Raw genomic sequence first — 25,276 nt, 5'->3', positions numbered from 1 at the left:
TGTTTATCTTTGAGCTCGCTTAGCGACCACTTTTCATGCCGAGCTGCCGAGCAGCACCGTTCGTCTAATGAGACTGAACCCCTTAACCCACCGCGGTTCACCGTGGACTAAAATTTTGAGCATTGCCCTCGATAAATCCTGATCAGGCCACCATGGCTTCCAGGGATGAGGCTGACACCACCAGCCGCATTCTGTCCGATTACTATACGGCGCTGCTAAGCCGCCAGCTTAGTGCGGTGATCCGGCGGGATGTGCTGACCGGACGGGCTAAGTTCGGGGTGAGTGACGACGGTAAGGAACTTTACCAGCTCGCCATGGCCCGGGTCATTGAACCCGGAGATTGGCGCGCCGATTATTACCGTGGCCACACCTTGCTACTGGCTTTAGGCCTGGCAACGGTTGAGGACATTCTCGCTCAGCTCTACTCAGACGGCGAAAAGGACCCGTTCAGCCGTGGCCGGCAAATGGTTGGCCACCACGCTACGCCTACCATTGATGCGGAGGGTAATTGGTTGGACCACACCAAGACCTTCAACATCAGCAGTGCCACCTCCCCGACGGCCGGACAAATGGCCCGGGGCATGGGGCTAGCCTTCGCTTCAAAGATTTACCGGGAGGGTAAGGACCTCCCTACCGGTTTCTCCACCAACGGCAACGAAATTGCCTGGACGGAGATCGGTGACGCCTCCACTTCGGAGGGCGTTTTCTGGGAAACCCTGAACGCCGCGGGCGTCCTCAAAGTACCGATGGTGGCTACTGTGGTTGATGATGGTTACGGCATTTCCGTACCCGTAGAAAAGCAGACGACGAAGGGGAGCATCAGCCAGGCCACCGCTGGCCTGCAGGCCGGTAAGGATGGCCGGGGGATCGAAATCTACAATGTAAAGGGTTGGGATTACCCCGCACTTTTGACGACCTACCGCCAGGCTGCGAAAACGACGCGCGAAACCCATCGCGCTGCCCTCATCCACGTAGATGAGCTCACCCAGCCTAACGGGCACAGCACGAGCGGTAGCCACGAGCGTTACAAATCAGCCGAACGACTGGCCTGGGAAAAAGAGTGGGATTGTATCGCTCAGTTCCGCCACTGGATGATCGCGACCGGCGTAGCCGAAGCCAGCGAACTGGACGAGTTAGAAAAAAAGGCCAAGAAGGACGTGATGGCCGCCCGCCGCCGCGCCTGGGATGCCTACACTGAAAGATTGGGCGTAAAAAGGAATGAAGTACTGGCGCTGCTGCCCGCTACCGAGTTTTCCGAGGAACCCTTCACCGCATTCCGCCAACAAGTACAAAAGGAAGACCTGCCCATTGATTCCGTGCTCATTGATGCAGGCCGGAGACTGGCTTTTCAGGTTGGTGAGCAGGCCCTTCCGGCAGCCTTTCTGCGCTGGATGAAGGATTGCAAAGCCGAGTTACGCGAATACATCGGTGATAACTTGCTGAGTGAAACCACGAAATCCCCGTTACGAGTAGCGGAGGTTCCGCCCGTTTATGGAAGTGATAGCAAGTCTCACCCTGCTTATGAAGTGCTGCAACACTACTTCACGGCTAAATTTTCCGAGCTACCCGAACTCTATGCTTTCGGAGAAGACGTGGGCAAGATTGGTGACGTAAACCAGGGCTTCGCCGGCCTGCAGGAGAAGTTCACGGAGCACCGCGTATTCGACACGGGCATTCGGGAATGGACGATCATCGGGCAAGCGATGGGAATGGCCATGCGGGGGCTACGGCCGATTGCTGAAATTCAGTACCTGGACTACATCTACTACGCCCTCCCCATCCTGACGGACGACGTAGCCACCCTGCGTTGGCGGACGGCTGGCCAGCAATCCTGCCCCCTCATTATCCGAACGCGTGGGCACCGGTTGGAAGGGATCTGGCACAGTGGCAGCTACCTGGCGGCGCTGACGAGCAGTTTGCGGGGTATCCACCTGTGCGTCCCCCGCAATGCCGTGCAGGCTGCGGGTATGTACAACACCTTGTTGCTGGGGGACGACCCCGCCATCGTGATTGAAGTACTCAATGGTTACCGTCTGCACGAAGCGGAGCCGGATAACCTATCAAATTTCACCGTGCCGCTAGGCGTGCCCGAATGTTTGCGGCCCGGTACGGACGTAACGTTGGTGACCTACGGCGCATGCGTACGGGTTTCCCTGGAAGCTGCGGAGATGCTGGAAGAACGAGGCGTTTCCGTAGAGGTAATTGACGTGCAGACGCTATTGCCATTCGATCTGGAACACCGGATCGTGCGTCACCTCAGCAAGACTAACCGGCTGCTGATCGTAGACGAAGATTCACCCGGCGCGACCTCCGCTTACATTCGCCACCAGGTGCTGGAGGTGCAGGGTGGGTACTTCCATTTAGATGCGCCCATCAAATCGCTGACGGCTTCTGAGCACCGCCCGGCTTACGGTGATGACGGTAACTACGTGAGTAAGCCGCAAGTCATGGACGTAGTGGAAGCCGTCGTGGAATTGATGCAGGAGTAGTAGCTGCATGAGGCCGAAAAAATTAATCCGTTTCAGTTGGCGTTAAAAATAAATCGTCTGTATATTTGCGGCCGCTTAGGGCAACAGCCCGGTCTTTTTAGACCTATGGTGTAATTGGCAACACAACAGATTTTGGTTCTGTCGTTCAAGGTTCGAGTCCTTGTAGGTCTACTCTAAGCGAATTACAAGCCCCCATCCCGTTAAAAGGATGGGGGCTTTGTCGTTGGTGGGCATTGTGGTTACGAAGGTTGGGTGTGTTGACAAATTGAGCAACCGCCATTGGTAGCACGGGCGACACGACACTGTTATGGTCCGTTGCAAAACCTAGGAAGTAAAAATTGCTCTGCTTGCTTTCTTGCTATTTTTCTATCTTTGCAGACCCTAAACCCTGAATTAATAGTTCGCGCAAATCCCTCTTGGGAGAATAGTTACCTAGCCAGCCTTTTTGCTACTTGGGTTTCCTTACGCTCGGGCCAAAACAAAGTCTCACAATAGTTACCCGAAGATGGAGGCGATACTTCCATCCGGGTAATGATCACTAATCGACTCTTCAATTCAGTATAAAACCAATTTATTTTATGAAGCAATTACTACTCTTTGCTTGTTTGCTCCTCACAACGACCGGCCTGATGGCTCAGAAAGTCGTTTACGTGAACGGAGCGGCAACTGGTGCCGACAATGGCGACACCTGGGCTGATGCCTACACTGAGCTCGACTCAGCTCTACTTAACGCACCCGTCGGTGCATCCATCTGGATCGCTGCTGGTACTTACACGACACCTGCGGAGCGCAGTTTCGTGGCTATACGTGAAATGGAAATCCTCGGTGGTTTCGCTGGTACCGAATCTGACGCTACCGCTGCAGACCCCGCTACCAACGTGACTATTCTTAGTGGTGACGTTATGGGTAACGACGTAGCTGGTACTTACGACAGCCTTGCGTACCTCGACAACAACCGTATCCTGGCCGTAATCGACACTTCCGGTGGTACGTACACGACCAAGATCGACGGTATCACTTTCAGTAACGGTGGTATCGCCGCTGACGGTGGTAACCTTGACTTCGCCGGTGCAGGTCTTTACCTCCGTGGCCGCGCTGACGTTTCTCGCTGTGTCTTCATGAACAACCGTTCCACGTTCGGTTCCGCCCTCACCATCTTCGGTGCAGAGACCAGTGGTACCACGTTGGACAATATCACGTTCATGAACAACTTCGCTCAGAGCAGCTTCAACGCTTACATCGAGCGTCTGGACGATCTGACCATCACCAACTCTACCTTCATTGGTCTGGGTAAGACCAGTGACAACCAGGACGAGATGCTGCGTATCAGCGATGTCAACGGTGTCGTCGTTGACAACTGTACCTTCTCTAACATCAATGGCCGGGCCGTTCGTGGTGCCGGTATCAACTTCGTGGGTACGGACAACGTAATGCTGATGAACTCTACGTTCGACCAGATCGCCAGCACCCGTGGTGGTGTGTACGTTTCCGGTGCTCCCGGTCGCCCTGACGCTGATCCTACCAACGACATGGTGGTTACGAACTGTACGTTCTCCAACATTACCTCTTCTGACCGTTCTGCCCTTGGTGGCGGTGGTAACCAGAACTGGATAGTTAACAGCACCAACTTCACTAATAATGATGTTGATCTTGGTAGCAGTGGAACTGCAGGATTTTACACCTTCGGTGTTAACGCTACTCCCCTTCGTCACAGCGTAACGCTGAATGACTGTTCGTTTGACGGACACGTCGGTGGCCGCTTTGGTGGTGCCGTTACGATCCTTGAATTCGATTCTGCTTCGATTGACCTCACCCTCAACAACACGACCCTCAACAACAGCACCCTTTCTTCTACGGAAGCTGGTTTCGGTGGTACTATTTACGTACAGGGTGACGCAAACGACGCGGCCAACGCACTTACGCTTAACGATGTAACCATCAGCGGTGGCGTTTCTCGCTACGGTAGTGGTATCATGTTCAACTCCCCTTACGAGCTGAATGCGACCAACACTACTTTCGCCAACAACGGTACTTCTACGGATGCTTCCCAGGGCGCAGCCATCACCTTCTACTACGACCCCGGTACCGTTGGTGCTAACTTCGACGGCTGTACTTTCCGCGAAAACGTAATTGGTGAAAACCCCGTCAACGTTGTTTCTGGTGGTGGTGCTCTCTACGGCTTTGGCCCAGACGCTGGTACCGTGCCATTCTCCATCAAGAACTCTATTTTTCAGCGTAACTCCGCTGGTACGGCCGCTTCGGGTGCTGCACTGCACTTCCGGTCTGGTTTCGACGTAACGATCGAAGATTGTGACTTCCTTGAGAACTCTTCTACGGGTGACGGTGGAGCAATCAATGCCGTTCGTGGCCTGGTTTCTCGTGACACGCTGGAAACTGGTATCGACGTAGTATACGGTGACCTTGCCGTTGACGTGAAGAACTCTACCTTCATTGGTAACAGCTCTGGTTCACAGGGTGGTGCGATCTCTACGCAGCGCCTCGTGGTTGGCCTGGAAAACTCTATTTTCCTCCGCAACCTCGTTACTGACGGTAGCGGCGGTGCCTTTATTTTCAACGGTAACGCTCCTAGCTACAACACGAACGAAGGTAAGTGGGATAGCATCGGTTCCGTAGTGCTGGAAGCCAACATCGTCCACAACACTTTCTTCGAAAACCGTAAGGGTGAAGGCGAAACTGCCGTTGGTAACCAAATCGCGCTCTTCCAGGGTGGCGAGAACGTACTCAACGAAGTCAACTCCATGACGCTGAACTTCCTCAACAACGCTTTCATGAGCGAAGAGGCTACGGCTGAAGGCATCAACCAGATCGAAGTTGAACTTTACAACCCCGACGGCAACTTTGGCCCCGGCGATCTCGACCGTATTGGTGCCATCAACATCAACTCTCTTGGTGGTAACTTCTTCAACGGTGAAAACGGTGCCAACATCGAATTCGGTGATACCGACCGCGTTGTAGACGATGCTGAAGACGAAGATGCACTGCTCTCTATCTTCCTTGACCCCTTCAACGACGAAGACGACCTGTTCGACCTCGACCTCGTAATCGGTGATGACCTGGGTGTTTCTAACCCCCTCATCGACGGTGGTGTAGCAAACGCGCTCGTTCCCGAAAGAGACATCTTCGGTACGCTCCGTGGCCGTACGCCAGACATCGGTGCCATCGAAGCTGAGTGGGAACTCACTGGTGTTACCAGCATCGACGAAAGTGGCCTCGACATGGCGTTCTTCCCGAACCCAACCGTGGACGTAGTTACGATCCAGAACAACGACGCTGACATCAGCAAGTTCTACGTAACCGTATCCAGCCTCAGCGGCCAGGTAATCTCCGCCAACGTCTTCAACGGTGTTAACAGCCGTATCGACCTCAGCGAAGTACCCGCAGGTGTTTACAACCTGACAATCCTCGCCAACGGTGCTCTTTACAGCAAGCAGATCGTAAAGCAGTAAGCTAACCGATCCGATTGATCGAGTTTCCTTATTCACTAAATAAAGGAGCTCAAAAAGCCGGCCCCCTTTCACCATGCGTGGAAGGGGGCCGCTTTTTTATTTACGGTGCCTAATCCCACTCGCCCCGCACCTGCGGCAGCGCCAAATAGATGTTCGGTATTTCAAACGCCATAAATTGCGCTTACCTTTGGCCCATGACCCAGTCAGTAGATTTTCTCCGCACCGACCTCCGACGAAGGAGGATTAAGTAAGCTTCCCGCCCGCGTGGCCCGGAAGCGCCCGCAGCGTATCGTGGCTGAACGGGCAGTGCCGATTCTACTAGTTTCATCCGGCGGCCTTGTTCCGCTTCCCCCTTTATTTACAGTATGGATATTCAGATACTCGTCGCTCAGGCAGAGCACGCCGTGTACGCACAGGCCATTTGCGATTTGATCGAAGAATCAGCAAAGGCCCGCGGAACGGGCATCGCTAAACGGAAACCCGCTTACGTAGAAGAGAAGATCCGCAGCGGTAAAGCCATCGTGGCCATCGTGGACGGTGACATTGGTGGGTTCAGTTACATCGAAACCTGGGGCCACGGAGAATACGTGGCCAACTCTGGCCTGATCGTCAACCCCGCCTACCGGAGGCTGGGGTTAGCACGCAAGATCAAGGCAGCCGTCTTCAAGCTATCGCGGAAGAAGTACCCTTCGGCGAAGATCTTTGGGATCACGACGAGCCTGCCCGTCATGAAAATCAATAGCGACCTCGGTTACCGCCCGGTTACTTTTAGTGAACTGACGCAAGATGATGCCTTCTGGGCCGGCTGCCAGACCTGCCCCAACTTTGATATCCTCACCCGGAACGAGCGGCAGATGTGCCTTTGTACCGCGATGATGGCGCCGAGCGCGGAGGATGTCAAGCGCAAAAAATTAGAGAAACTCGACCGGAAACGGGAGAAACTGGAGCGCAAGCTCAAATAGATTTAGCACCAAACCCCAGAAATACCGACTATGAAAAAGATTGTACTCGCCTACAGCGGCGGGCTGGATACCAGCTATTGCATCAAATACCTGACGGCTGAAAAAGGCTACGAAGTACACGCGCTGAGCGTAGATACCGGTGGCTTCTCCGAGCAGGAGATCGCCGAAATGGAGCAACGCGCGAAATTCCTTGGCGCCGCCAGCTACAAAAGGGTGGACGTCACGGAAGCCTACTACCAGGAATGCATTCGTTTCCTCGTGTACGGTAACTGCTTGCGGTATCAGACTTACCCCATGAGCGTCAGCGCCGAACGGATGTTTCAGGCTATGAGCGTAGCGCGGTACGCCGTGGAAATCGATGCGGGCGGGGTGGCCCACGGCTCCACTGGAGCGGGAAATGACCAGGTAAGATTCGACCTGGCCTTTGAACTGAGTGGCAAGGAACTGGAGATCATTACCCCCATCCGCGATATGCAACTCAGCCGGCAGGAGGAAGTGGATTACCTCGCGAAGCATGGCCTGGACTGGCCCGCCAAAAAAGGCACTTACAGCATTAATGCTGGTCTGTGGGGCACCTCCGTGGGCGGCGCAGAAACGCTGACCAGCCATCAATCATTACCCGAAGATGCCTGGCCCATTCCGGTAACGGCTACTGAACCACTGAACATAGATCTGGACTTTGAGGAAGGGCAGTTCGTCGGCTTTAACGGCCAACGCTTTGCCTCCAACGTCAAGGCCATCGAAGCGCTGGAAGCCATTGCAGCGCCCTTCGGTGTTGGGCGGGATATCCACGTCGGGGACACCATCATTGGCATTAAGGGCCGGGTTGGTTTTGCGGCGGCCGCTGCCGTCCTCATCATTAAGGGTCACCACTTGCTGGAGAAACATACCCTGGCCAAGTGGCAACTCTTCTGGAAAGAACAACTCGCCAACTGGTACGGGATGATGCTCCACGAAGGGCAGTTCCTGGACCCGGTCATGCGCGACGTGGAGGCCTTCATGGAGTCTTCCCAATCCACCGTCAACGGTAGCGTTCACGTCACTCTGCATCCCCACCGCTACGTGCTCAACGGTATCACTTCACCCAACGATTTGCTGGGAGCCGGCTTCGGCGCCTACGGGGAGATGAATAAAGGCTGGTCCGGCGCAGATGTCCGAGGCTTCACCAAGATCCTCAGCGTACCGGGAAGAATCCGTAACGCCGTCAACAAATAAGGTGCCATGAAAACCGTAGGAATTATCGGGGGTGGAGGGTACACCGCGGGGGAGTTGATTCGCCTGTTGGTCCACCACCCTGGCGTAAGTATCAAGTTTGTGCAGAGCGCCAGCCAAGCCGGGAAACCGGTCCACGCAACGCATACCGACCTCGTCGGAGAAACCGATCTCACCTTTTCGGCTGAGGCGGGTGAGGCCGACATACTTTTCCTCTGCATGGGTCACGGCCGTTCCCGCACCTGGATGGAGGAGAATGATCCTCCGTCGTCCACGCTGGTGGTAGATCTCAGTACGGATTACCGGATGGCAGATGACTGGGTGTACGGACTGCCCGAAATCAATCGGGCGGTGACGCGCGGAGCCAAACGAGTAGCGAACCCCGGCTGTTTCGCTACGGCAATCCAGTTGGGCTTACTCCCCCTCGTCAAAGCCGGATTGGCCGACGGCGAGGTCCACGTAAACGGGATGACGGGTAGTACCGGGGCGGGCCAACAACCGATGGCGACAACTCACTTCAGCTGGAGGAATAACAACGTCAGCATCTACAAGGCCTTTTCCCACCAACACCTCAACGAAATTGGCCGCACCGTTACGCAGCTCGGCCGACCAACGACGGGGGGCATCAACTTCCTCCCCCACCGCGGACCGTTTGCGCGGGGGATCTTCGTTTCCACCTACGTCACCACGGAAGCTAGCCAGCGGGAGTTGGACGACATTTTCCAAAGCTTCTACGCGGACGCTGCCTTTACGCACGTCACCAGCGAAAATCCCAACCTCAAGCAGGTCGTGAATACCAACAAGGGTTTGGTACACGTGGAAAAGCACGGTGATAAGGCCCTCGTCATTTCCATGATCGATAATTTGCTCAAGGGCGCCAGCGGTCAGGCGGTTCAGAACATGAATCTGGCGCTGGGCTTAGATGAAAAGGCCGGCCTTCGCCTCAAAGCGAATTACTTTTAAAACCCACCCCCATGAATCTCTTTCCCGTTTACTCCCTCTACGACTTTGAACCCACCCACGCGCAAGGTGCCTACGTGTCCGACGATCAGGGCAAGACCGTACTGGATTTTTATGGAGGCCACGCGGTGATGTCCATTGGCCACGCCCACCCGCACTACGTCAAACTCATTCAGGAGCAGGTGGCCAAGATTGGGTTTTACTCCAACAGCGTAAAGAATCCGTTGCAGCAGGAACTGGCGGAGAAACTAGGCCGCCTTTCCGGGTTGGACGATTATGAATTATTTCTCGTCAGCAGCGGGGCCGAAGCTACGGAGAATGCCCTCAAATTGGCCAGTTTTGAGACCGGTCGTAATCGGATCCTGGCCTTCAGAGGAGCCTTCCACGGGCGTACCTCCGCCGCGGTTAACGTTACGGATAACGAGAAAATCAAGGCGCCCATCAATAAGAACTTCCCCGTCACCTTTTTGCCGATGAACGACCTCGAAGCGGTTCGTGCCGAACTGGAGAAAGGGGACGTCGCGGCGCTCATCATTGAAGGCGTGCAGGGCGTCCACGGCATTTACGTTCCGGAGCCCGAATTCCTGGAAGCCCTTCCCGACCTCTGCCACGCTCACGGTGCGAAGCTCATCCTGGACGAGGTCCAATCCGGGTACGGGCGGACCGGTAAATTTTTCGCCTTCCAGTACAGTAAGGTAAAGCCGGACATCATCGCCATGGCTAAAGGAATGGGGAATGGTTTCCCCATCGGCGGCGTCCTGATCCACGAAAGCTTCACCGCCAAGCCGGGTATGTTAGGTACCACTTACGGTGGTAGCCACCTCGCCTGCGCCGCCGGCATCGCCGTGCTGGACGTGATTGAGCAGGAAAACCTTCTTACCAACGCCACCAAAATGGGGGAGTATCTGGTCGATAAGCTGGCGGCTACCCAACTTTTCAAAGAGATCCGCGGCTACGGCCTCATGATTGGCCTGGAGCTGGAAACGCCCATCGCGCCGCTCCGCAAGCAGTTGTTGTTCGAGCACGACGTCTTCACCGGTTCTTCAAAGGACCCGAATACGATCCGGTTACTCCCACCACTTAACGTCACTCGGGAACAGTGCGACGTATTGATCGCCGCTTTCGTGAAAGCCCTCAGTTCAGCGAAGCAGCCGGTATGATCCTCGAGCATGTTTTGATCGAAATCGACCCCGCTCGCGTACCCGCCTATCTCGCAGCCTTTAAGCGGGCGCTGCCGCAGGTGCTGTGTCAGGACGGATGCCACGGCGCCCGCCTCCTACCAAAAGTCGGGGCGGAAGGTGAGTTTGTCCTCCTGATTGAATGGACGTCACTCGCCCACCATACGGAAGGGTTTCGCAACAGTGATGAGTACAAAACCTGGTCGGCCCTCCTCCACCCATTTTACGATACCTTCCCCACCGTTGATTATTACGAGCTATGAAACAGTTCCTTTCTGCTGACGATGTGACCAACATCAACACCCTCATTGCCAAAGCAAAGGCTTTCAAGCAAGATCCCTTCGGAAAACGAAGTGGTGAACGTAAGATGGTCATCAACCTCTTCTTCAATTCCTCCCTCCGCACGCGGATGAGTACCGAAAAGGCCGCCAGGCAACTTGGGGCGGACGTCATCACCTACGACGCCAGTGGCGGTTGGGGTATCGAATTTGAAGATGGTACGGTGATGAACGGTAACACCGCCGAACACGTCCGGGAAGCAGCCGGCGTACTGAGCCAGTACTGCGACGTACTGTGCGTTCGCTCCTTCCCCTCACTGGAGGACCGGGTGGCAGATTACGAAGACCGCATTATCAAGTCCTTCGTGAAGTACGCTTCGGTACCGGTCGTCAGCCTGGAATCGGCGACGTTGCACCCCCTGCAGAGTTTGACGGATTGTCTGACCATCGCGGAACACCGGCCGGTCCCCCGGCCGAAGGTGGTCCTTACCTGGGCGCCACACCCCCGTCGTTTACCCCAGTGTGTGTCCAATAGTTTTGTGCAGTGGATGCAGGCCTGGGGAGAGGTCGAACTGACGATCGCCAATCCCCCCGGTTTTAACCTCGCACCTGCGTTTGCGCCCAAAGAAATCGTCACCCACGACCAGCGCGCCGCCTTTGCGGATGCAGATTTCGTCTACGCCAAGAACTGGTCCGCCTACGACAACTACGGCGCTACGACTAATGAGTACGACGACTGGATCGTGGACGAAGAAAAGATGGCCCTAACCAACAATGCTTACTTCATGCATTGCCTACCGGTCCGCCGCGGCGTAGTGGTGACCGACGGCGTGATCAGTGGCGAACGCTCGCTCGTACTTCAGCAAGCAAACAACCGCACCTGGGCCGCCCAAGCCGTGCTGGATTCGCTCCTGTAAGCGCCAATTGAGTACCTTCGCGCCATGACCGATTACCTGAAACTCGCCGAAGAAGTTGGCGAAATTGCGCGCGCCGCGGGAGCTGAAATTCTCAAGATCTACGACACCGAGGACTTCGGGGTAGAAATGAAAAGCGACGATAGCCCGCTCACCAAAGCGGACAAAGCCGCCAACGCCGTCATCGAAGCCGGCCTGAAAAAATTGGCCTTCCAAGCTCCCATCGTTTCCGAGGAGGGAACCAAGGAAGAGATGAGCTACGCTACTCGCAGCCAACTCACCCGCTTCTGGCTGGTGGATCCACTGGATGGCACTAAGGAGTTCATCAAACGCAACGGTGACTTCACGGTAAACATCGCCCTGATCGAAAGTGGTAAACCCGTTCTCGGTGTCGTCTTCACCCCGGTGACGGACGAGCTGTTTTACTCCGCCGCCGGAAAGGGCGCCTTTGAGGTACTAAGCCCGGGGGCCAAACCGTCGCGCATTTTCGCGGCAGCCTTTACGATGAAGGACGTGAACCTGAAAGTAGTCGCCAGCCGCAGCCACCTCAACGAGGAAACCCAGAATTTCATCGACCGCTTTGACCGGCCGGAACTGGTTCAGCGTGGCAGCTCACTGAAGATCATGGAACTGGCCCGGGGTAATGCCCACGTTTACCCCCGTCTCGCTCCCACAATGGAATGGGATACCGGTGCCGCTCACGCCATTTTGCTGGAAGCTGGTGGTAAAATGGTGGACGATACTACGGGTAAAGAGCTTCGCTACAACAAGGAAATTTTGCGCAATAACCACTTCATCGCGTACGGGGAAGTGCGGGAGGAACTACTCGCGTGCTAATCCGTTATGCGCACGGACGCCGTTGCAGCATAACCTGAAGGCGGCTCGCCCCATCCTAACCGTTACAATCCCAGCCCTTGTCACTTCCCCAAACGATCATCATTGGTGCCGGCGCCGCCGGTTTGGTTGCGGCCTACGAACTGGAGCAGGCGGGCCACGCACCCATTCTGCTTGAGGCTGGTGACCGCGTGGGTGGGCGTTTACGAACGGACATCGTAGACGGTTTTCGTCTGGATCATGGTTTTCAAGTGTTGCTGACAGACTATCCGGAGGTCAATCGCTATCTCGATCTACAGGCGTTACGGGTGAAAGCGTTCCGCCCGGGAGGCCACGTCCATACCCGGCAGCAACGCTTTCGTTTTGCGGACCCCTTGCGGGAGCCGGCGCAAATTGTGCGGTCGGCCCTCTCTCCGGTGGGGACGCTTTCGGATAAGCTCAAGTTGGCCCAACTGGGCGTGAAACTCCGCGGTACTTCCCCGGAGGATTGCTTCAAGCCGAAGTACACGGACATGAAAACGATCGACTACCTCTGGTCGCTTGGCTTCAGCGAGCAGATCGTTGAACGTTTTTTCCGCCCATTTTTCGGGGGTATCTTTTTGGAGACAGAGTTAATCACTCCCGCGGCCATGTTCCGCTTCATCTTTAAGATGTTTGGGTCCGGCAAAGCCGTCCTCCCGGCCGAAGGGATTGAAGCGGTAGCCCAACAACTAGCCGGTAAGTTGAAGCAAACTGACGTCCGGCTAAATACCAAGGTGCGGGAAGTACGGGACGGAGAAGTCATTTTAGAAGGGGGCCTATCGGTTCCTGCGCCGGGCGGCATCATCGTGGCCTGCCCACCCGAAAAATTGCTTCCGCAGCTGGCGGGCGAAGCCCTGGAGTGGAAATCCACTTCGAATCTCTACTTCTACAGTTCCCGCCGATTAAAGGAAAACCGGCTCATCAACCTGGTGAGTGACCCCACCAGTCTGATCAATACGTTCACGGTGTTGGATGAGGTAGCGCCCACCTACAAGTTGGAAGACCAAGGGGGCTCGCTTATTTCCGTTACGCTGCGGAACCCCGTAGAGCGGGAAAGCCAGATCGGCCAGGCTGAACAGGATTTGCTGCGCCATTCCCGGTTGCCGAACGATAGCCTTAAGTTCTTGAAGCATTACGAAGTGAAAAAAGCACTGCCGGCACTTAAGCCGGTCGCTTTTACTTACGACCCCACGCACTGCCGCATTGTGAACCGCACCTTCCTGGCGGGTGACCACCAGTTGAACGGATCCCTGGATGCCGCCATGCGCAGTGGCCGCCTGGCCGCTCAGGGCCTGTTGCGGACGTAAATCAGCTGTCGGCCATGACCCATTTCCACGCCACGCCCTACGGGACCTTTAAACTCGTTGCTTCCGATACCGGATTGCGCGAGGTGAAGCTGGATAATGACCTGAGCCCCCACTTGGAGGCGCCTACGCACCCCATCCTCCTGAAAACCACGCGGCAATTGGATGCTTACTTTTCCGGTACCCTGCGGGAATTCAATCTTCCTTTCGACTGGTCGGGCGCTACCGACTTTCACCGGGCCGTTTGGCGGCAGTTGTTGGAGATCAAGTACGGCCGCACGGTCAGTTACCAGTTCATTGCTGATCGCTTAGGGGATCCCAAAGCTTGCCAGGCCGTGGGGCAGGCCAACCGTCGTAACCCCATCGCCATCATTGTGCCCTGCCACCGGGTCATCGCGAAAACGGGAGATCTACACGGCTACTTTTACGGATTGGACTTCAAACGCAGCTTACTCGGCCTGGAGAACCCCAAGAGTTTTGGGGTGCAGGGGAGCCTGTTTTAGGGCGCCTATACCTCACATTAGCGGTAGTACCTTGTGGGAAATTCCCCGATTATGCTTCGCGACCGTTTCCACCTTCCTCCGGATAAAATCTACCTCTGCGGCAACAGTCTTGGTCCTCAACCAAAGGCCGTAGCGGACCAATTAGATACTGAGTTAAGTACGTGGCGGGAACGCGCCGTTGAAGGTTGGTGGGGCGGCCCCGCAGGTGGGTGGTTGGGGTATTCCGCCCGCGCCCGGCATGGGTTGGCGAACATCGTTGGTGCCCACCCGGAGGAGGTCACGGTCGCCAACGCGCTCACGGTTAATCTGCATTTGTTGATGGTCTCCTTCTTCCGTCCCACCGGAAAACGCCGCAAGATTATTATGGAGGCTGGTGCCTTCCCTAGTGATCAGCACGCCATCATTAGCCAGTTGAAGTTCCACGGCCTGAATCCGGATGACTGCCTCATCGAGGTCGCCCCTCGCGCTGGTGAATGGACGATCCGTACCGAAGATATCGTCACTCAGATCGAGGGAGTGGGGGAGGAGCTGGCGCTCGTCCTCTGGAGTGGTATTCATTACTATACCGGTCAGTTTTTTGACATCCAGGCCATTGCGGATGCGGGCGCTGCCGCGGGTGCCAGGGTGGGGATTGATTTGGCTCACGCCGCCGGAAATGTTCCGTTGCACCTCCACGATTGGGGGGTGGACTTTGCCGTATGGTGTAACTATAAATACCTGAATGGTGGCCCGGGGGCTCCCGGTGGGCTTTTCGTCCACGAACGCCACGCCGAGGACGATTCCCTTCCCCGCTTTGCCGGTTGGTGGGGCCACCGGCAATCGGACCGTTTTCAAATGCGGCGGGAATTTCGGCCCGAGCGCGGTGCGGCGGGTTGGGAAGTATCAACCGTTCCCGTTTTGGGGATGGCGCCATTGTTGGCGTCGCTTCCCCTATTCGCGGAAGCTGGTGGGATGAGTGCCCTCCGCAAGCGCAGTGAATTACTCACGCAGCAACTATACGACGGTATTGCTGCCATTAATGGGTTGACGATCCTCACACCGGCCGACCCACAGGCACGGGGCGCCCAGCTTTCGGTTTACGTACCCGGCCACCGTCCGGATTTGGAGGAACAGTTGTCCGAAGCTGCTTTGGTAGTGGATTACCGAGAGGATAACCTTCGGGGGAGTGAAGGTGGCGTACTCCGCTTAGCTCCGGCCCCACTTTACGCCACCGAGGAGGAGGTAATACGTGCCGTTAGGATATTGGGAGACCAATTAGCGTGAGATCGCCGACGGACCAAACACGAGCGTTTTGCCCAGGGTTATAGCAATACCAAAAGCGCTAGAATTATGGTCATCTTCTCTCTGGGCCTCGTTGCACTAGTTCTCATCTACTTTGTAGGCGATAACTCTTTGACCGATTAATATTTATGGGCTGCTGTCTGTACCTATGCTGTTTAAATCTATCCTGCTCATTAAGTTTGGTTACTGCCCTATTTAACTTGCTGCACGTAGAGCAATGCATCATCCATTATTAAATCTGCCCGATGAGGTTCTGTAATTTAAACGCATACCGATCCGAACTCCGGTTATTTCTTCGGCTTTGTGCGCTGCCCCTTTTCCTATTGCTTAGCACCTGCGGCAGCGCCCCTAAACTCCCCGCGAACGGGTCATTTCCCGTGCCACCTCCACCAGAATATGCCTCACCAGCTAACTGGGCAGCTTTACCGACGACGGAAGATTATGCGGACCTGACTCCGGGTGACCAATTGCAAGATCAACAAGCGAATGCGCGGGCGGACGTATTCTTTCTGCACCCTACGCACTACCGTAATACCACCGAATCCAGCACGGATTGGAACGCGAACGTATACGATCTGGAAATCAACGAAGCGGTGGATGATGGATCCATTAAAAACCAGGCGAGTATTTTCAATGCTGCGGGCAAGATATACGCCCCGCGGTACCGGCAGGCGAATTTAAAAGTATATTATTCCGAAGGTAGAAAAATGGCCAAACGCGCGTTAGATATCGCTTACGATGATATTCTGCGGGCCTTTGATTATTACTTAAAAAATCATAATAACGGCCGGCCCATCATCATTGCCGGACATAGCCAAGGGACGACCCACGCTAAGCGATTGCTGCGGGACCGGTTTGATGGAAAGCCACTCCAGCAACAATTGGTGGCCGCTTACCTACCTGGTAGGTATGCCAGTCTCCGCTGATGCTTATGCTACCATCCCCGTTTGCCAGAACGCTACGCAGACTGGCTGCTTCGTGAGCTGGCGCACCTACCGGGAGGATTTCGAACCCAGGCCCGGCTACCGGGATACGGTAGAGAACATTGCTGTTGTTAATCCGCTGACTTGGACGACACGGCCCGAGGTAGCAGATGCCAGCCTGAATAAGGGAGGGGTATTACTGAATTTTAATAAAGGCCCTAAGCCCGATCTGGTATCGGCAGAAATTAGGGGCGCTGGACTATTTACGAGTAAGCCACGGTTTTTTGGAGATATCTTCTTCCGAACGAAGAATTACCACATCGGTGATTACAATCTCTTTTACGTGAATGTCCGAGAAAATGCGGTAGAGCGAGTCAATGCCTTTGTAAACGGTGATCAATAGCCGTGAACCAACAAGCTCAAGAATGAAGACCGTCGGGGTTCGTCGGCATCCTTTTGCCAGTACATATATTGCTCAATTTTAAAAGTCCAGGCCGAAGGCTACCTGCAACTTTGCGTCGCCCCGAATTCCGGTCTCTACTCCCCAGCCGTAATCCGCACGGATGAAGTATCCGAAAATGGAGGTGCGAGCACCTACCCCATAGCCGTAAATAATAGGGTCCCGGAAACGGCGAATCACTACCCGGACTGGCGGTTCCTCAATTGTCGATAGATTGACGGGATTATCCTCGTCAAACGGATCGTCGCCCGACCATGCCGTACCGATATCAAAGAAGGGTACCACCTGAAAGTCACGGAGGAATTTAGAGCGCAGGTTCCGGCTGAAGTAGGTGAAGATGGGAACCCGTAGTTCCGCATTGCCTAACACGTAAGTGCCCCCATTGCGAATATTGATATCGAAACCACGCAGTGGGTTAGCGAGATCCTGGAAGACAAAATTCCCCGTTGTCGGAGTAGGAATACCCTGGTTAAAATTTTGCCCAATGGCCCGGTCTACACCACCCAGGTAATAGAGTACTTTCTGTGAGCCAATATTGGTAGCACCCGCCAGCCGCAGCGCAAGGATGGTGCGCTTATCCAGTCGCTGATAGTGGCGCACGTCGGCGCCGACGATCCCCAAAAAGCCAGGCTCCAGGCTAGTGGTCTCGCCACCGCTGTTCAGGCTGATGTCGAAACCCTTATAGCTGTCCGCGTACACCTTGTACCGGGTGCCCATCCGGAGGTTGGTCGCCAGGTTAAGGGTGTTATCGAATACGTATTCCAAGCGCAAGCCTACTCTGGCCTGATTTTGGGGAGCCAGCTCCAGCGCAACCTGTTCGGTGGGTAGGGTCTGTACACGGTCCCGCCGAACGGTACCGGTCAGGCGGAGCGAACGGAAGACATCGAGTGGGTACCGAATGCCGTACTGGGCCAGCAGCGTGTTCTCTTCAATGACGGATGGCCGGATTTGAACTAGGGAGTTAGGGTAGAAGCCCCGCTCGTCCCGCCGGTTCCTGCGGTAGACGGAAAAGATGCGGTCCAGCCGTTTCTTCCGGTTTTCGTAGGTAAAGAAGTATTCACTACCGTTAAAACGGAAAGGAACGCGCAAGCCACCGGTGATCGAGTAGTCCTCAAAAATGTCGATTACATTACCCTTAAAGAGAATGCCAACCGGCTGCTGGGTGAAGCCCTGCGGGTTGCCCGCAAAACTATTTAGCCCCGCGAAGAGCGGTTCGTTGTCCGCTTCCGTCTTGAAGTAGTTCAGGCGGAAGGTGAGCCGCGATGGCGTAATGCGGCCGCGGATGAACTTGTACTGGCGGTTCAGAACTGGATCGGGTAGTTCTCCGCGGAATAGTTTGCGCTGCACCTTGGCCGGCAGCGGTTTACCATTCGGGGTAACGACGGTGAGGTTGGGTCGGGTACCCGTGGAATCGGTTCCTGCGGGGCGGGGGCGGTTCGCCGCCTCATCTCCCTGTGGTTCCTGTAGCAAAATGTTTTCTACCGGTGCGGGTTCCGGCGCTGGCGGTTTGACGAAATCATCGAAGCGGGTTTGGAAACGGTAGCCTTCCTCGTCCTGCGGAGCTTGGGGTTCCGCAGTGCTGGGTTGATTGGGGGAGATCAAACCACCATTGTCGGCATCCTGCCCGATGGGAGTACCCGGCCGGGTAAAGGTGGGAACGACCTGATTGCCTCCCAGGTAGGTGCTTCTGCGGAAAGCTGTAGGAGGGGGGGCGGTCTGGGCGAGGGTGTCGAAACTGAAGGTGCGTATTAACTGCCCGTTTTCTGCGGCAAACAATTCTACACCCTGGTTGACCTTCCCCGCAGCATCCTGCAGGGTAATGTTGGTGGCCAGGTTGGTTACAGCGGTAGTAACCCCTCTTTCTTTCATGACCGGGAACACCACCGTAGAATCAATCAAGGCCGTGTCCAGTCTCTCCAGAGTAGAATCGGCGTGAAGAATTATTTCCGAGCCATCCGTCAGGTAGATCGTGCGTTCGTAGTGGTCGATATATTCTTCAAGGTAGCCGCGGTAGCGATTCACGACGCCACTGGCATCACTCAGGTAGGAGAAATAGGTCCCGTTTATCGGGGTGGGTTGTGACTCATCGGCGAACTCGGTATCGGTGACCTGCACCAATTCCTTTGGACGGTTCTCTAAATCGTAATAGAAGATGTCAAAGTCACCAATTGGGAGAAGGGTGTCCAGCTTTTGTACCCCCAGCGCCGGGTCGGGCCGGTTGCTGCTGAAGAGGATGCCCTTACGGCCCTCAATGCGTACGGGAATGACGTCCAGGTCATCCCAAAAATCATTGGTGATCTTAACGGAAGTGCGGGTAGCGGGGAAGTAGGTATAGACGTCGGTCTGCCCGAAGGCTAAGGCGGAGAGCACCATCGTTCCCGGATCCAGATAGGCCATACTGAAGACTCGGTCGAGCGTTACGTCCAAGTCTTTGGTGACGTTCTTGCCGGTATTCAGATCATACTGTAGCAGACGGGGCCGGTCCCGGAATTCGTATAGGATGGCTAGTTCCTGATTGGTGGGGGAGAAGTCCAGCAGTGGATAGTTATAGTCGGTTGCCTGGAGCAAGTTACGCTGGCCGCCCTTGTTGATGAGTTCACGCTCCCCGGTTCTGACGTCCTGAAGATAGACCTTGTAGCGGCCGATCTCGTTGAGCACGTAAGCGACCTTCGTCCCGTCCGGGCTCATCTTTAGGTTCGTGATCGGGAGGTTGCGCTTATTCTTAATGGCAACTTCCTGGTGGTTGGGTGCGGCTCTTCCCTGTAAGTCAGCTTGGTGGCGGGTGGCGAAGAACTGTTGCCAGTTAAAGAGTGTCTGCTCGTAGTTACCGCCCAGAATGTAGAGGAAGCCGTTCTCTACGGACCGGTAATTACGGGTGAGGTAAAGGAGGTTGGATACATTAGGCTTACCGTAGTTCTCCGCTACGAAGTACCAGAAGCTGTGGCCGGCGAGGGTGGGGTAGTCCGCGGCCAAGTCTTCAAAATTTTCGTATTCCTCACTTTGCAGGAGCACCCGTAGTTGATCGTCCTTCTCGGCGTTCCAATCTTCCCCGAGGTAGCTAACGAGCCCGGGCTTGAACCAGGGCGGGAGGTTGAGCAGGACAGCGTTCTGGACGACCTCCTGCACGGAACTGCCGTAAAGCATCCGCTCCAGGTAGACGCTGGCGATCGCCTCCCGAATTTGGCGGCGTAAGTCCGTGTGGTCACCGTTGAAGTAAACAAAAGCCTTGTTGCCGAAAAACTTGGTTCGGGTCTGCTGAATATAGTTGGTACTGCGGCCAAGCGCCTGGTTGGAAGGCAAAGTGAATACTTCCTCGCTACCGATGTTACTTTGCTTGAGGTCGGTGACGTCCCGGTACACGATCAACTGTACTTTCTGGTTCATCCGGTGCTCGAGCATCTTTTGGATGTAGCCAAATTCGTGTTCCGCGATCTGCACTACGGCCTGCCCCAAGTTTCGCCCTTCCCCGTACCAATAGGTGACGAAGTTGTCCGATTCGTATTTCTCCCAGCTTTCAAAGTCCTGGTGGTACTGCACCCGGTTCTTACCAAACTCCACCTGGGAAGTTTGTGCGGTAAGGCTCAGGCCGGCCAACAGCAGAAAGAGAGATAAGGATAAACGCATACAACTTGGTTAAGGGCCAACGGTGACCTAAGCTACGGGTTTCGGAGTAAAAATCCCGGGATTTTGCTGCAGTGGTAACGGTGAAGTGGGCCTTAGGTTATACCAGGGATGCGCACTTTACTGACAATTCATAATAATGTTGCCCGGGCTACGGTTTTTACGTTGGTCTTCCGGCTTTTAGGATGGCAGTTCAGCGTTGGGCTATCCTCTTTATGAAGTCGAAAGTCAGCCCAGAGCGTTATTCGTAGATCAGATGGTGACAGCCTTCTGTAGACTAAATAATAAATACACGTAAGGCAGGTAGCTAACAAGAAACTCACCACCTTAATTCCTACCTTGCATCTTTACTATCAAGCCCTCTGTATTTTATGGCCACAATTATCAGTTTACTGAACCACAAAGGCGGCGTTGGCAAGACGACGTCGACCATCAACCTGGGTGCCGGACTCGTTGAACTTGGCAAACGGGTGCTCCTCGTTGACCTCGATCCGCAAGCAAACCTGAGCCTTTCGCTGGGCATCCCCCGGCAACCGGTTACCATTTACGAATCCATTATGGGTGAGAGCGACCTTTCCCCGTTTGAAGTGCGGGAGAACCTACACGTAGTGACTTCCAGCCTCGACCTTTCGAGCGCGGAGATGGAGCTCGTCAATGAAGCCGGGCGTGAATTTATCCTGCGCGAACTCTTCGCCGGGGTGGATGAAGATTACGACTTTATCATCATCGACTGCCCTCCCAGTCTGGGTTTGCTGACGCTGAACGCGCTTACCTCAAGCTCGCAGGTGATCATCCCGCTGCAAACACAGTTCCTGGCACTACAGGGTCTGGCCAAGATCAAGCAGGTGATCCAAAAAGTCAAGTTGCGCCTTAACAAGGAACTACACATTAGTGGTGTACTCGCTACGATGTACGATGCCCGGAAAGTCCTCAACCGCGACGTGATCGAGACCATCCAGAAGTACTTCGGCCCACTGCTCTTTGAGACCTACATCCGCGATAACGTATCATTGGCGGAAGCCCCCGCGGCCCGGGAAGATATCTTCAAGTACTCCCCGCGCTCCAACGGTGCGAAGGATTACCTGGCGGTTTCCAAGGAAATTATTGAACGGACGGATAATCCAATCCACACCCGCCCCCGTTCTAAGAAAACAGCACCCACTCAATAATAGCAGCTCATGGCCAAGAAACGCTTCACCGCGGACCTGAACGACCTTTTCGATAATCCGTACCCCGGTACGGACCTCAACTACGGTGGGGGTAGCGACGAGGTGGCCGGAGCCGACGCCAAGGACGAAGAGACGGTAGAAATTGAGGTGCCCGTCCGCTCCTCCAAGGCAAAGAAGAAACTCTCCAGCAAGAAGTTTACCGCCGACCTGGATGCCTTCATGTCATTAGATATGGACAGAGCTAGTGGGGGTACGTCTTCCACTGACAGCGCTCCCAAGTCCCGCCGCACTGCACCTGCGGCAGCGCCCCGCAGACGAAGGAAAACGGGGCTGGACCTACTTATTCGTTCTACCATCAGCAAAGAAGAGATGGCCGAACGGGAGAAACCACGCGCTCCCGATACCAAGCGGGTGACGTTGGTCTTCAATAAAGCGCACTTGGTAACGCTGAAAGAACAGGCAAAGGATCGAAAGATGTACCTGAAGGACGTAGTCCAGGAAATGGTCGCCAATTACCTGGCCGAGCAATAGGGATCCCGCCGAACAATGAATAGAAAAGCCGCTCTTCCAAATGGGAGAGCGGCTTTTTACGTAGTTATAATTTAGCGAGCAGGGAACTGGCCTCCGCGTAAGATTCGTGGCTCGCGTTAGAAGTGATCTTTCGCAGCAGCGTCCGCGCTTCCTCCTTGCGGTCGAGACCGACAAGTGCCAGCGCATGATAGTACTCACTTTCCTGCTGAAAGGGGCTCTCTGCTTCGGCGAGTGCGGCGTAAGTGGTAGCTGCCTCGCTAAATTTACTTTGAGCCAAGAGGGTTTGCCCGAGATAGAATGAACGGACTGGATTCGCATCAATCTTTTCGAAGCTGGACTGTGCGGCTGCAAAGTCACCTTTCTCGTAGGCGCGGTAGGCGCTGGCCTCGATGCTGTCGTCGCTCGTACCCCGCTCGAAGGTGTACGCGATGTTGTCGTAGGGCTCAAACTGGGCCATAGCGAGTTCTCCACCAGTAGCGAAGGCGGGTTGGCGCATAATGAACCAGCCTGCCGTGAGCAATAAAAGGAGGGAGGCAGCAATGGCCATCCACGTCCGGTTGCGGTTCCTGGAAGCCTTCATGGGGGCTACCATTCCACCGCCCTTGCTGGCAGTGAGGGAGGATTGTTGATTCGCATCAGGGGAAGCTAGGCCAGCCTCCAATTGCTGTAGCCGGGCCTTTAGCTGAGCGTCCGCATGAAGCTCGATGGCATCCATAGCGGCCTGAGTATCGGCCAATTGCTGGCGAAGATCGGCGTTCTGCTCGAGGAGCTGCTCGAACTCCGCCCGCTCTGCAGCGGAGCCCCTACCTAGCAGGTAGTCGTCGATTCGTTCTTGCTGTAATTCAGGGTTCATTTTCCCGGTTTAAGACTTGGGGCTTAGCAACGCTTTCAGTTTTTCCAGGCAACGCATTTTTTTGATGCGGACGGCGCCGGGCGAGCTAAGATCTAGGGTTGTTTGAATACTTTCGATGGGGTAGCGATGGTAGTAGAAGAGCGTGAGAATTTGCTGACAAGACCCTCCGAGTTGGGGTAGGGCCGCTGCCATCAACTGGCGGCGGTGGTCATCCTCAAAACGGTTCAGCAGGGAAAGGTCCAATTCCGTCGTGGGGTCGTTGCCGATCCCGCGCCCGGCGTCGTGGTCCGTAGGCACCTCTCGCTGCCGCTGCTTGTTGCGGCGGTAGACGAGGCGCTTCCCGATGCCAAAAAGGTAAGTACGCATGGTGCACGTAAGTTCCGTCATCCGGCCGCTCTGTACGTTCTTGTAGAAAGCGATGACGGCGTCCTGAAAGCAGTCCGCCGCATCCGTTTCGGTTGCGTAGAGCTGCCGTTGGGCGTAAATGATGAAAGCTTCGCGATGAGCCACGTAGAGTTCATCGAGTAGTTGGTACTTTCCCGCCTTGATCGCTGCGAACAGTGCCGCGTCGTCCCTTGGCTTGTCCATAATTCCGTGTCGTAAGAAAGGTGTGTGTCACCCAAAAGTACGTAAATAAGTACCACCCTTTCTGCTACCGGCTAGCAATACCGTTGTATTGATACCTGGTAATGCACTGAAATTTGGGTTCGTTACGCCAGGGCAGAAATTACGTGCATATACAAGCATTATTTCTATACTGGCAACTCAGCGGGCACGGTAGGGCACTTACGTGGTTTGCCCCAAAGAATGAACTTTAGATTGGCTCTTTCCATATAGAGTGGGACCTTTTTCTCCCCCTTAACTCGGTGTACCTTCGCCAGCCAAATAATCAACTACCCATGAGCAACACTCGCCAGGAAAAAGACAGTATCGGATTTGTAGACGTACCCACTGAACGGTACTGGGGCGCGCAGACCCAGCGTAGCTTTACAAACTTCGAGATCGGTACCCAGCAGATGCCACTGGAGATCGTACGCGCCTTCGCCATCCTAAAAAAGGCGGCCGCCCTTACTAATGCCGAACTCGGTGGTTTGGACCCCGCCAAAGCTGACCTGATTGGCCGAGTAGCCGACGAGATTCTGGCTGGTGACCTCGACGATGAGTTCCCCCTCGTCGTATGGCAAACGGGTTCCGGCACCCAGTCCAATATGAACGTCAACGAAGTGATCGCCAACCGTGGTCACGTGCTCAACGGCGGCGCGCTCACGGACAAGGACAAGGCCTTACACCCCAATGACGACGTTAATAAGAGCCAGTCCAGTAACGATACCTTTCCGACGGCGATGCACATCGCGGCCTACAAAATGCTCGTGGAGAGCACCATCCCCGGGATCACCCAACTACGGGACACCCTCCGGGCCAAGGCCGAGGAAATGAAGGATGTAGTTAAAATTGGCCGTACTCACTTTATGGACGCGACGCCCCTCACGCTAGGCCAGGAGTTCAGCGGTTACGTTAGCCAACTCGACCACGGGCTACGGGCCATCAACAATACGTTGGATCACCTTGCTGAACTCGCTCTCGGCGGCACCGCCGTTGGGACAGGCCTCAACACCCCTAAGGGCTACGCCGTCAACGTCGCCCAACAGATCGCTAAGTTGACCAATCTCCCTTTCCGCACGGCCGAAAACAAGTTTGAAGCCCTCGCCGCGCACGATGCCATCGTCGAAGCGCATGGCGCCCTCAAAACCGTTTCCGTCAGCCTGATGAAAATTGGCAACGACATTCGGATGCTCTCCAGCGGTCCCCGCTCCGGTATCGGCGAGATCGTCATCCCCGCCAACGAACCAGGAAGCTCCATCATGCCCGGAAAGGTGAACCCCACCCAGTCGGAAGCCCTCACCATGGCTATGGCGCAGGTAATGGGGAACGACGTCGCCATTAACATTGGTGGTTGCACCGGCCACTTTGAGCTTAACGTGTTCAAGCCAATGATGATCTACAACTTCCTCGTCTCGGCCCGCCTGATCGGTGATGCCTGCCGCAGCTTTGAAAAGAACTGCGCCGCCGGTATCCAGCCTAATAAAAAGAAGATCAAGGAACACCTCGACAACAGCCTCATGCTCGTAACCGCCCTCAATACGAAGATCGGTTACGATAAGGCCAGCGAGATCGCCAAGAAGGCGTACAAAGAAGACTCCACCCTGAAGGCCGCCGCCGTGGAATTGGGTTACGTCTCCGCGGAAGACTTTGACGCCTGGGTGCGCCCGGAATCGATGATTTAGTAGCGTAGTCGGGTAGTAGTGTAGTACGTAC

General features: G+C 55.2%; 20 protein-coding genes and 1 tRNA gene. 18 read left to right on the top strand and 3 right to left on the bottom strand.

The features are described from left to right. Nucleotides 1-122 precede the first annotated feature (122 nt). From A3850_RS02180 to A3850_RS19595, 15 genes are all read left to right on the top strand, one after another. On the top strand, nucleotides 123-2,489 hold the full coding sequence (locus tag A3850_RS02180; RefSeq protein WP_231915271.1) for a thiamine pyrophosphate-dependent enzyme: 2,367 nt from the start codon (nucleotides 123-125) through the stop codon (nucleotides 2,487-2,489). Between the two features lie 99 nt (nucleotides 2,490-2,588). Next, nucleotides 2,589-2,660 (top strand) — tRNA-Gln (locus A3850_RS02175). A 407-nt stretch (nucleotides 2,661-3,067) separates the two neighbouring features. Beyond that, a complete protein-coding gene (locus A3850_RS02170) occupies nucleotides 3,068-5,956 on the top strand; it encodes a T9SS type A sorting domain-containing protein (protein ID WP_068213741.1) in 2,889 nt (962 codons plus the stop codon). Nucleotides 5,957-6,321: 365 nt separating this feature from the next. Next, a complete protein-coding gene (locus A3850_RS02165) occupies nucleotides 6,322-6,918 on the top strand; it encodes a GNAT family N-acetyltransferase (RefSeq protein WP_068213738.1) in 597 nt (198 codons plus the stop codon). 30 nt (nucleotides 6,919-6,948) lie between these two features. Beyond that, a complete protein-coding gene (locus A3850_RS02160; RefSeq protein ID WP_068213735.1) occupies nucleotides 6,949-8,133 on the top strand; it encodes an argininosuccinate synthase in 1,185 nt (394 codons plus the stop codon). 6 nt (nucleotides 8,134-8,139) lie between these two features. Continuing rightward, a complete protein-coding gene (gene argC / locus A3850_RS02155) occupies nucleotides 8,140-9,093 on the top strand; it encodes an N-acetyl-gamma-glutamyl-phosphate reductase (protein WP_068213733.1) in 954 nt (317 codons plus the stop codon). Nucleotides 9,094-9,104: 11 nt separating this feature from the next. Further along, entirely contained in the window at nucleotides 9,105-10,250 is a 1,146-nt protein-coding gene (locus tag A3850_RS02150; RefSeq protein ID WP_068213731.1) for an aspartate aminotransferase family protein, read from the top strand. Next, complete coding sequence (locus tag A3850_RS02145) at nucleotides 10,247-10,531, top strand: antibiotic biosynthesis monooxygenase (RefSeq protein ID WP_068213729.1); 285 nt, start codon at nucleotides 10,247-10,249, stop codon at nucleotides 10,529-10,531. Before A3850_RS02150 ends, A3850_RS02145 begins: the two co-directional genes overlap by 4 nt. Beyond that, nucleotides 10,528-11,463 carry an N-acetylornithine carbamoyltransferase gene (locus tag A3850_RS02140; protein ID WP_068213727.1) on the top strand — a complete coding sequence of 312 codons (936 nt, stop codon included), beginning with the start codon at nucleotides 10,528-10,530 and terminating at the stop codon, nucleotides 11,461-11,463. The genes A3850_RS02145 and A3850_RS02140 overlap by 4 nt, the downstream gene beginning before the upstream one ends. Before the next feature lie 24 nt (nucleotides 11,464-11,487). Beyond that, nucleotides 11,488-12,297, top strand: coding sequence for a 3'(2'),5'-bisphosphate nucleotidase CysQ (gene cysQ, locus A3850_RS02135; protein ID WP_068213724.1), 810 nt, complete (start codon nucleotides 11,488-11,490; stop codon nucleotides 12,295-12,297). A gap of 77 nt (nucleotides 12,298-12,374) precedes the next feature. Next, nucleotides 12,375-13,622, top strand: a complete 1,248-nt coding sequence (locus A3850_RS02130; protein ID WP_068213721.1) for an NAD(P)/FAD-dependent oxidoreductase — start codon at nucleotides 12,375-12,377, stop codon at nucleotides 13,620-13,622. Nucleotides 13,623-13,636: 14 nt separating this feature from the next. Continuing rightward, nucleotides 13,637-14,122, top strand: a complete 486-nt coding sequence (locus tag A3850_RS02125; protein ID WP_068213717.1) for a methylated-DNA--[protein]-cysteine S-methyltransferase — start codon at nucleotides 13,637-13,639, stop codon at nucleotides 14,120-14,122. A 51-nt stretch (nucleotides 14,123-14,173) separates the two neighbouring features. Further along, nucleotides 14,174-15,385 (top strand): kynureninase, encoded by a 1,212-nt coding sequence (gene kynU / locus A3850_RS02120; RefSeq protein WP_068213716.1) that lies wholly within the window; start codon nucleotides 14,174-14,176, stop codon nucleotides 15,383-15,385. A 263-nt stretch (nucleotides 15,386-15,648) separates the two neighbouring features. After that, nucleotides 15,649-16,329 (top strand): DUF3089 domain-containing protein, encoded by a 681-nt coding sequence (locus tag A3850_RS19600; RefSeq protein ID WP_082921567.1) that lies wholly within the window; start codon nucleotides 15,649-15,651, stop codon nucleotides 16,327-16,329. Further along, on the top strand, nucleotides 16,313-16,729 hold the full coding sequence (locus tag A3850_RS19595) for a DUF3089 domain-containing protein (protein WP_068213709.1): 417 nt from the start codon (nucleotides 16,313-16,315) through the stop codon (nucleotides 16,727-16,729). Before A3850_RS19600 ends, A3850_RS19595 begins: the two co-directional genes overlap by 17 nt. A gap of 78 nt (nucleotides 16,730-16,807) precedes the next feature. Here the strand turns inward: A3850_RS19595 and A3850_RS02105 are convergent, their stop codons facing one another. Then, nucleotides 16,808-20,410: a hypothetical protein gene (locus tag A3850_RS02105; RefSeq protein ID WP_068213706.1), complete on the bottom strand. Its 3,603-nt coding sequence runs from the start codon at nucleotides 20,408-20,410 to the stop codon at nucleotides 16,808-16,810. A 368-nt stretch (nucleotides 20,411-20,778) separates the two neighbouring features. On the opposite strand from A3850_RS02105, the gene A3850_RS02100 reads away from it, so the two are divergent. Together A3850_RS02100 and A3850_RS02095 are read left to right on the top strand one after the other, a co-directional pair. Then, a complete protein-coding gene (locus tag A3850_RS02100) occupies nucleotides 20,779-21,576 on the top strand; it encodes a ParA family protein (protein WP_068213703.1) in 798 nt (265 codons plus the stop codon). A 9-nt stretch (nucleotides 21,577-21,585) separates the two neighbouring features. Next, nucleotides 21,586-22,107, top strand: a complete 522-nt coding sequence (locus tag A3850_RS02095; RefSeq protein WP_068213700.1) for a hypothetical protein — start codon at nucleotides 21,586-21,588, stop codon at nucleotides 22,105-22,107. A gap of 64 nt (nucleotides 22,108-22,171) precedes the next feature. Here A3850_RS02095 and A3850_RS02090 read toward each other — a convergent pair whose 3' ends face one another. Further along, complete coding sequence (locus tag A3850_RS02090) at nucleotides 22,172-22,960, bottom strand: hypothetical protein (RefSeq protein WP_068213696.1); 789 nt, start codon at nucleotides 22,958-22,960, stop codon at nucleotides 22,172-22,174. Nucleotides 22,961-22,969: 9 nt separating this feature from the next. Then, nucleotides 22,970-23,548: an RNA polymerase sigma factor gene (locus tag A3850_RS02085; RefSeq protein ID WP_068213694.1), complete on the bottom strand. Its 579-nt coding sequence runs from the start codon at nucleotides 23,546-23,548 to the stop codon at nucleotides 22,970-22,972. A gap of 311 nt (nucleotides 23,549-23,859) precedes the next feature. Between A3850_RS02085 and fumC the strand changes: the two genes are divergently transcribed. Further along, entirely contained in the window at nucleotides 23,860-25,245 is a 1,386-nt protein-coding gene (gene fumC, locus A3850_RS02080) for a class II fumarate hydratase (protein WP_068213691.1), read from the top strand. Nucleotides 25,246-25,276: the final 31 nt, after the last annotated feature.

This window comes from Lewinella sp. 4G2, from assembly GCF_001625015.1.
In the GTDB taxonomy this organism is placed as follows: domain Bacteria; phylum Bacteroidota; class Bacteroidia; order Chitinophagales; family Saprospiraceae; genus Neolewinella.
This window is presented reverse-complemented; position numbering and strand designations above follow the sequence as displayed.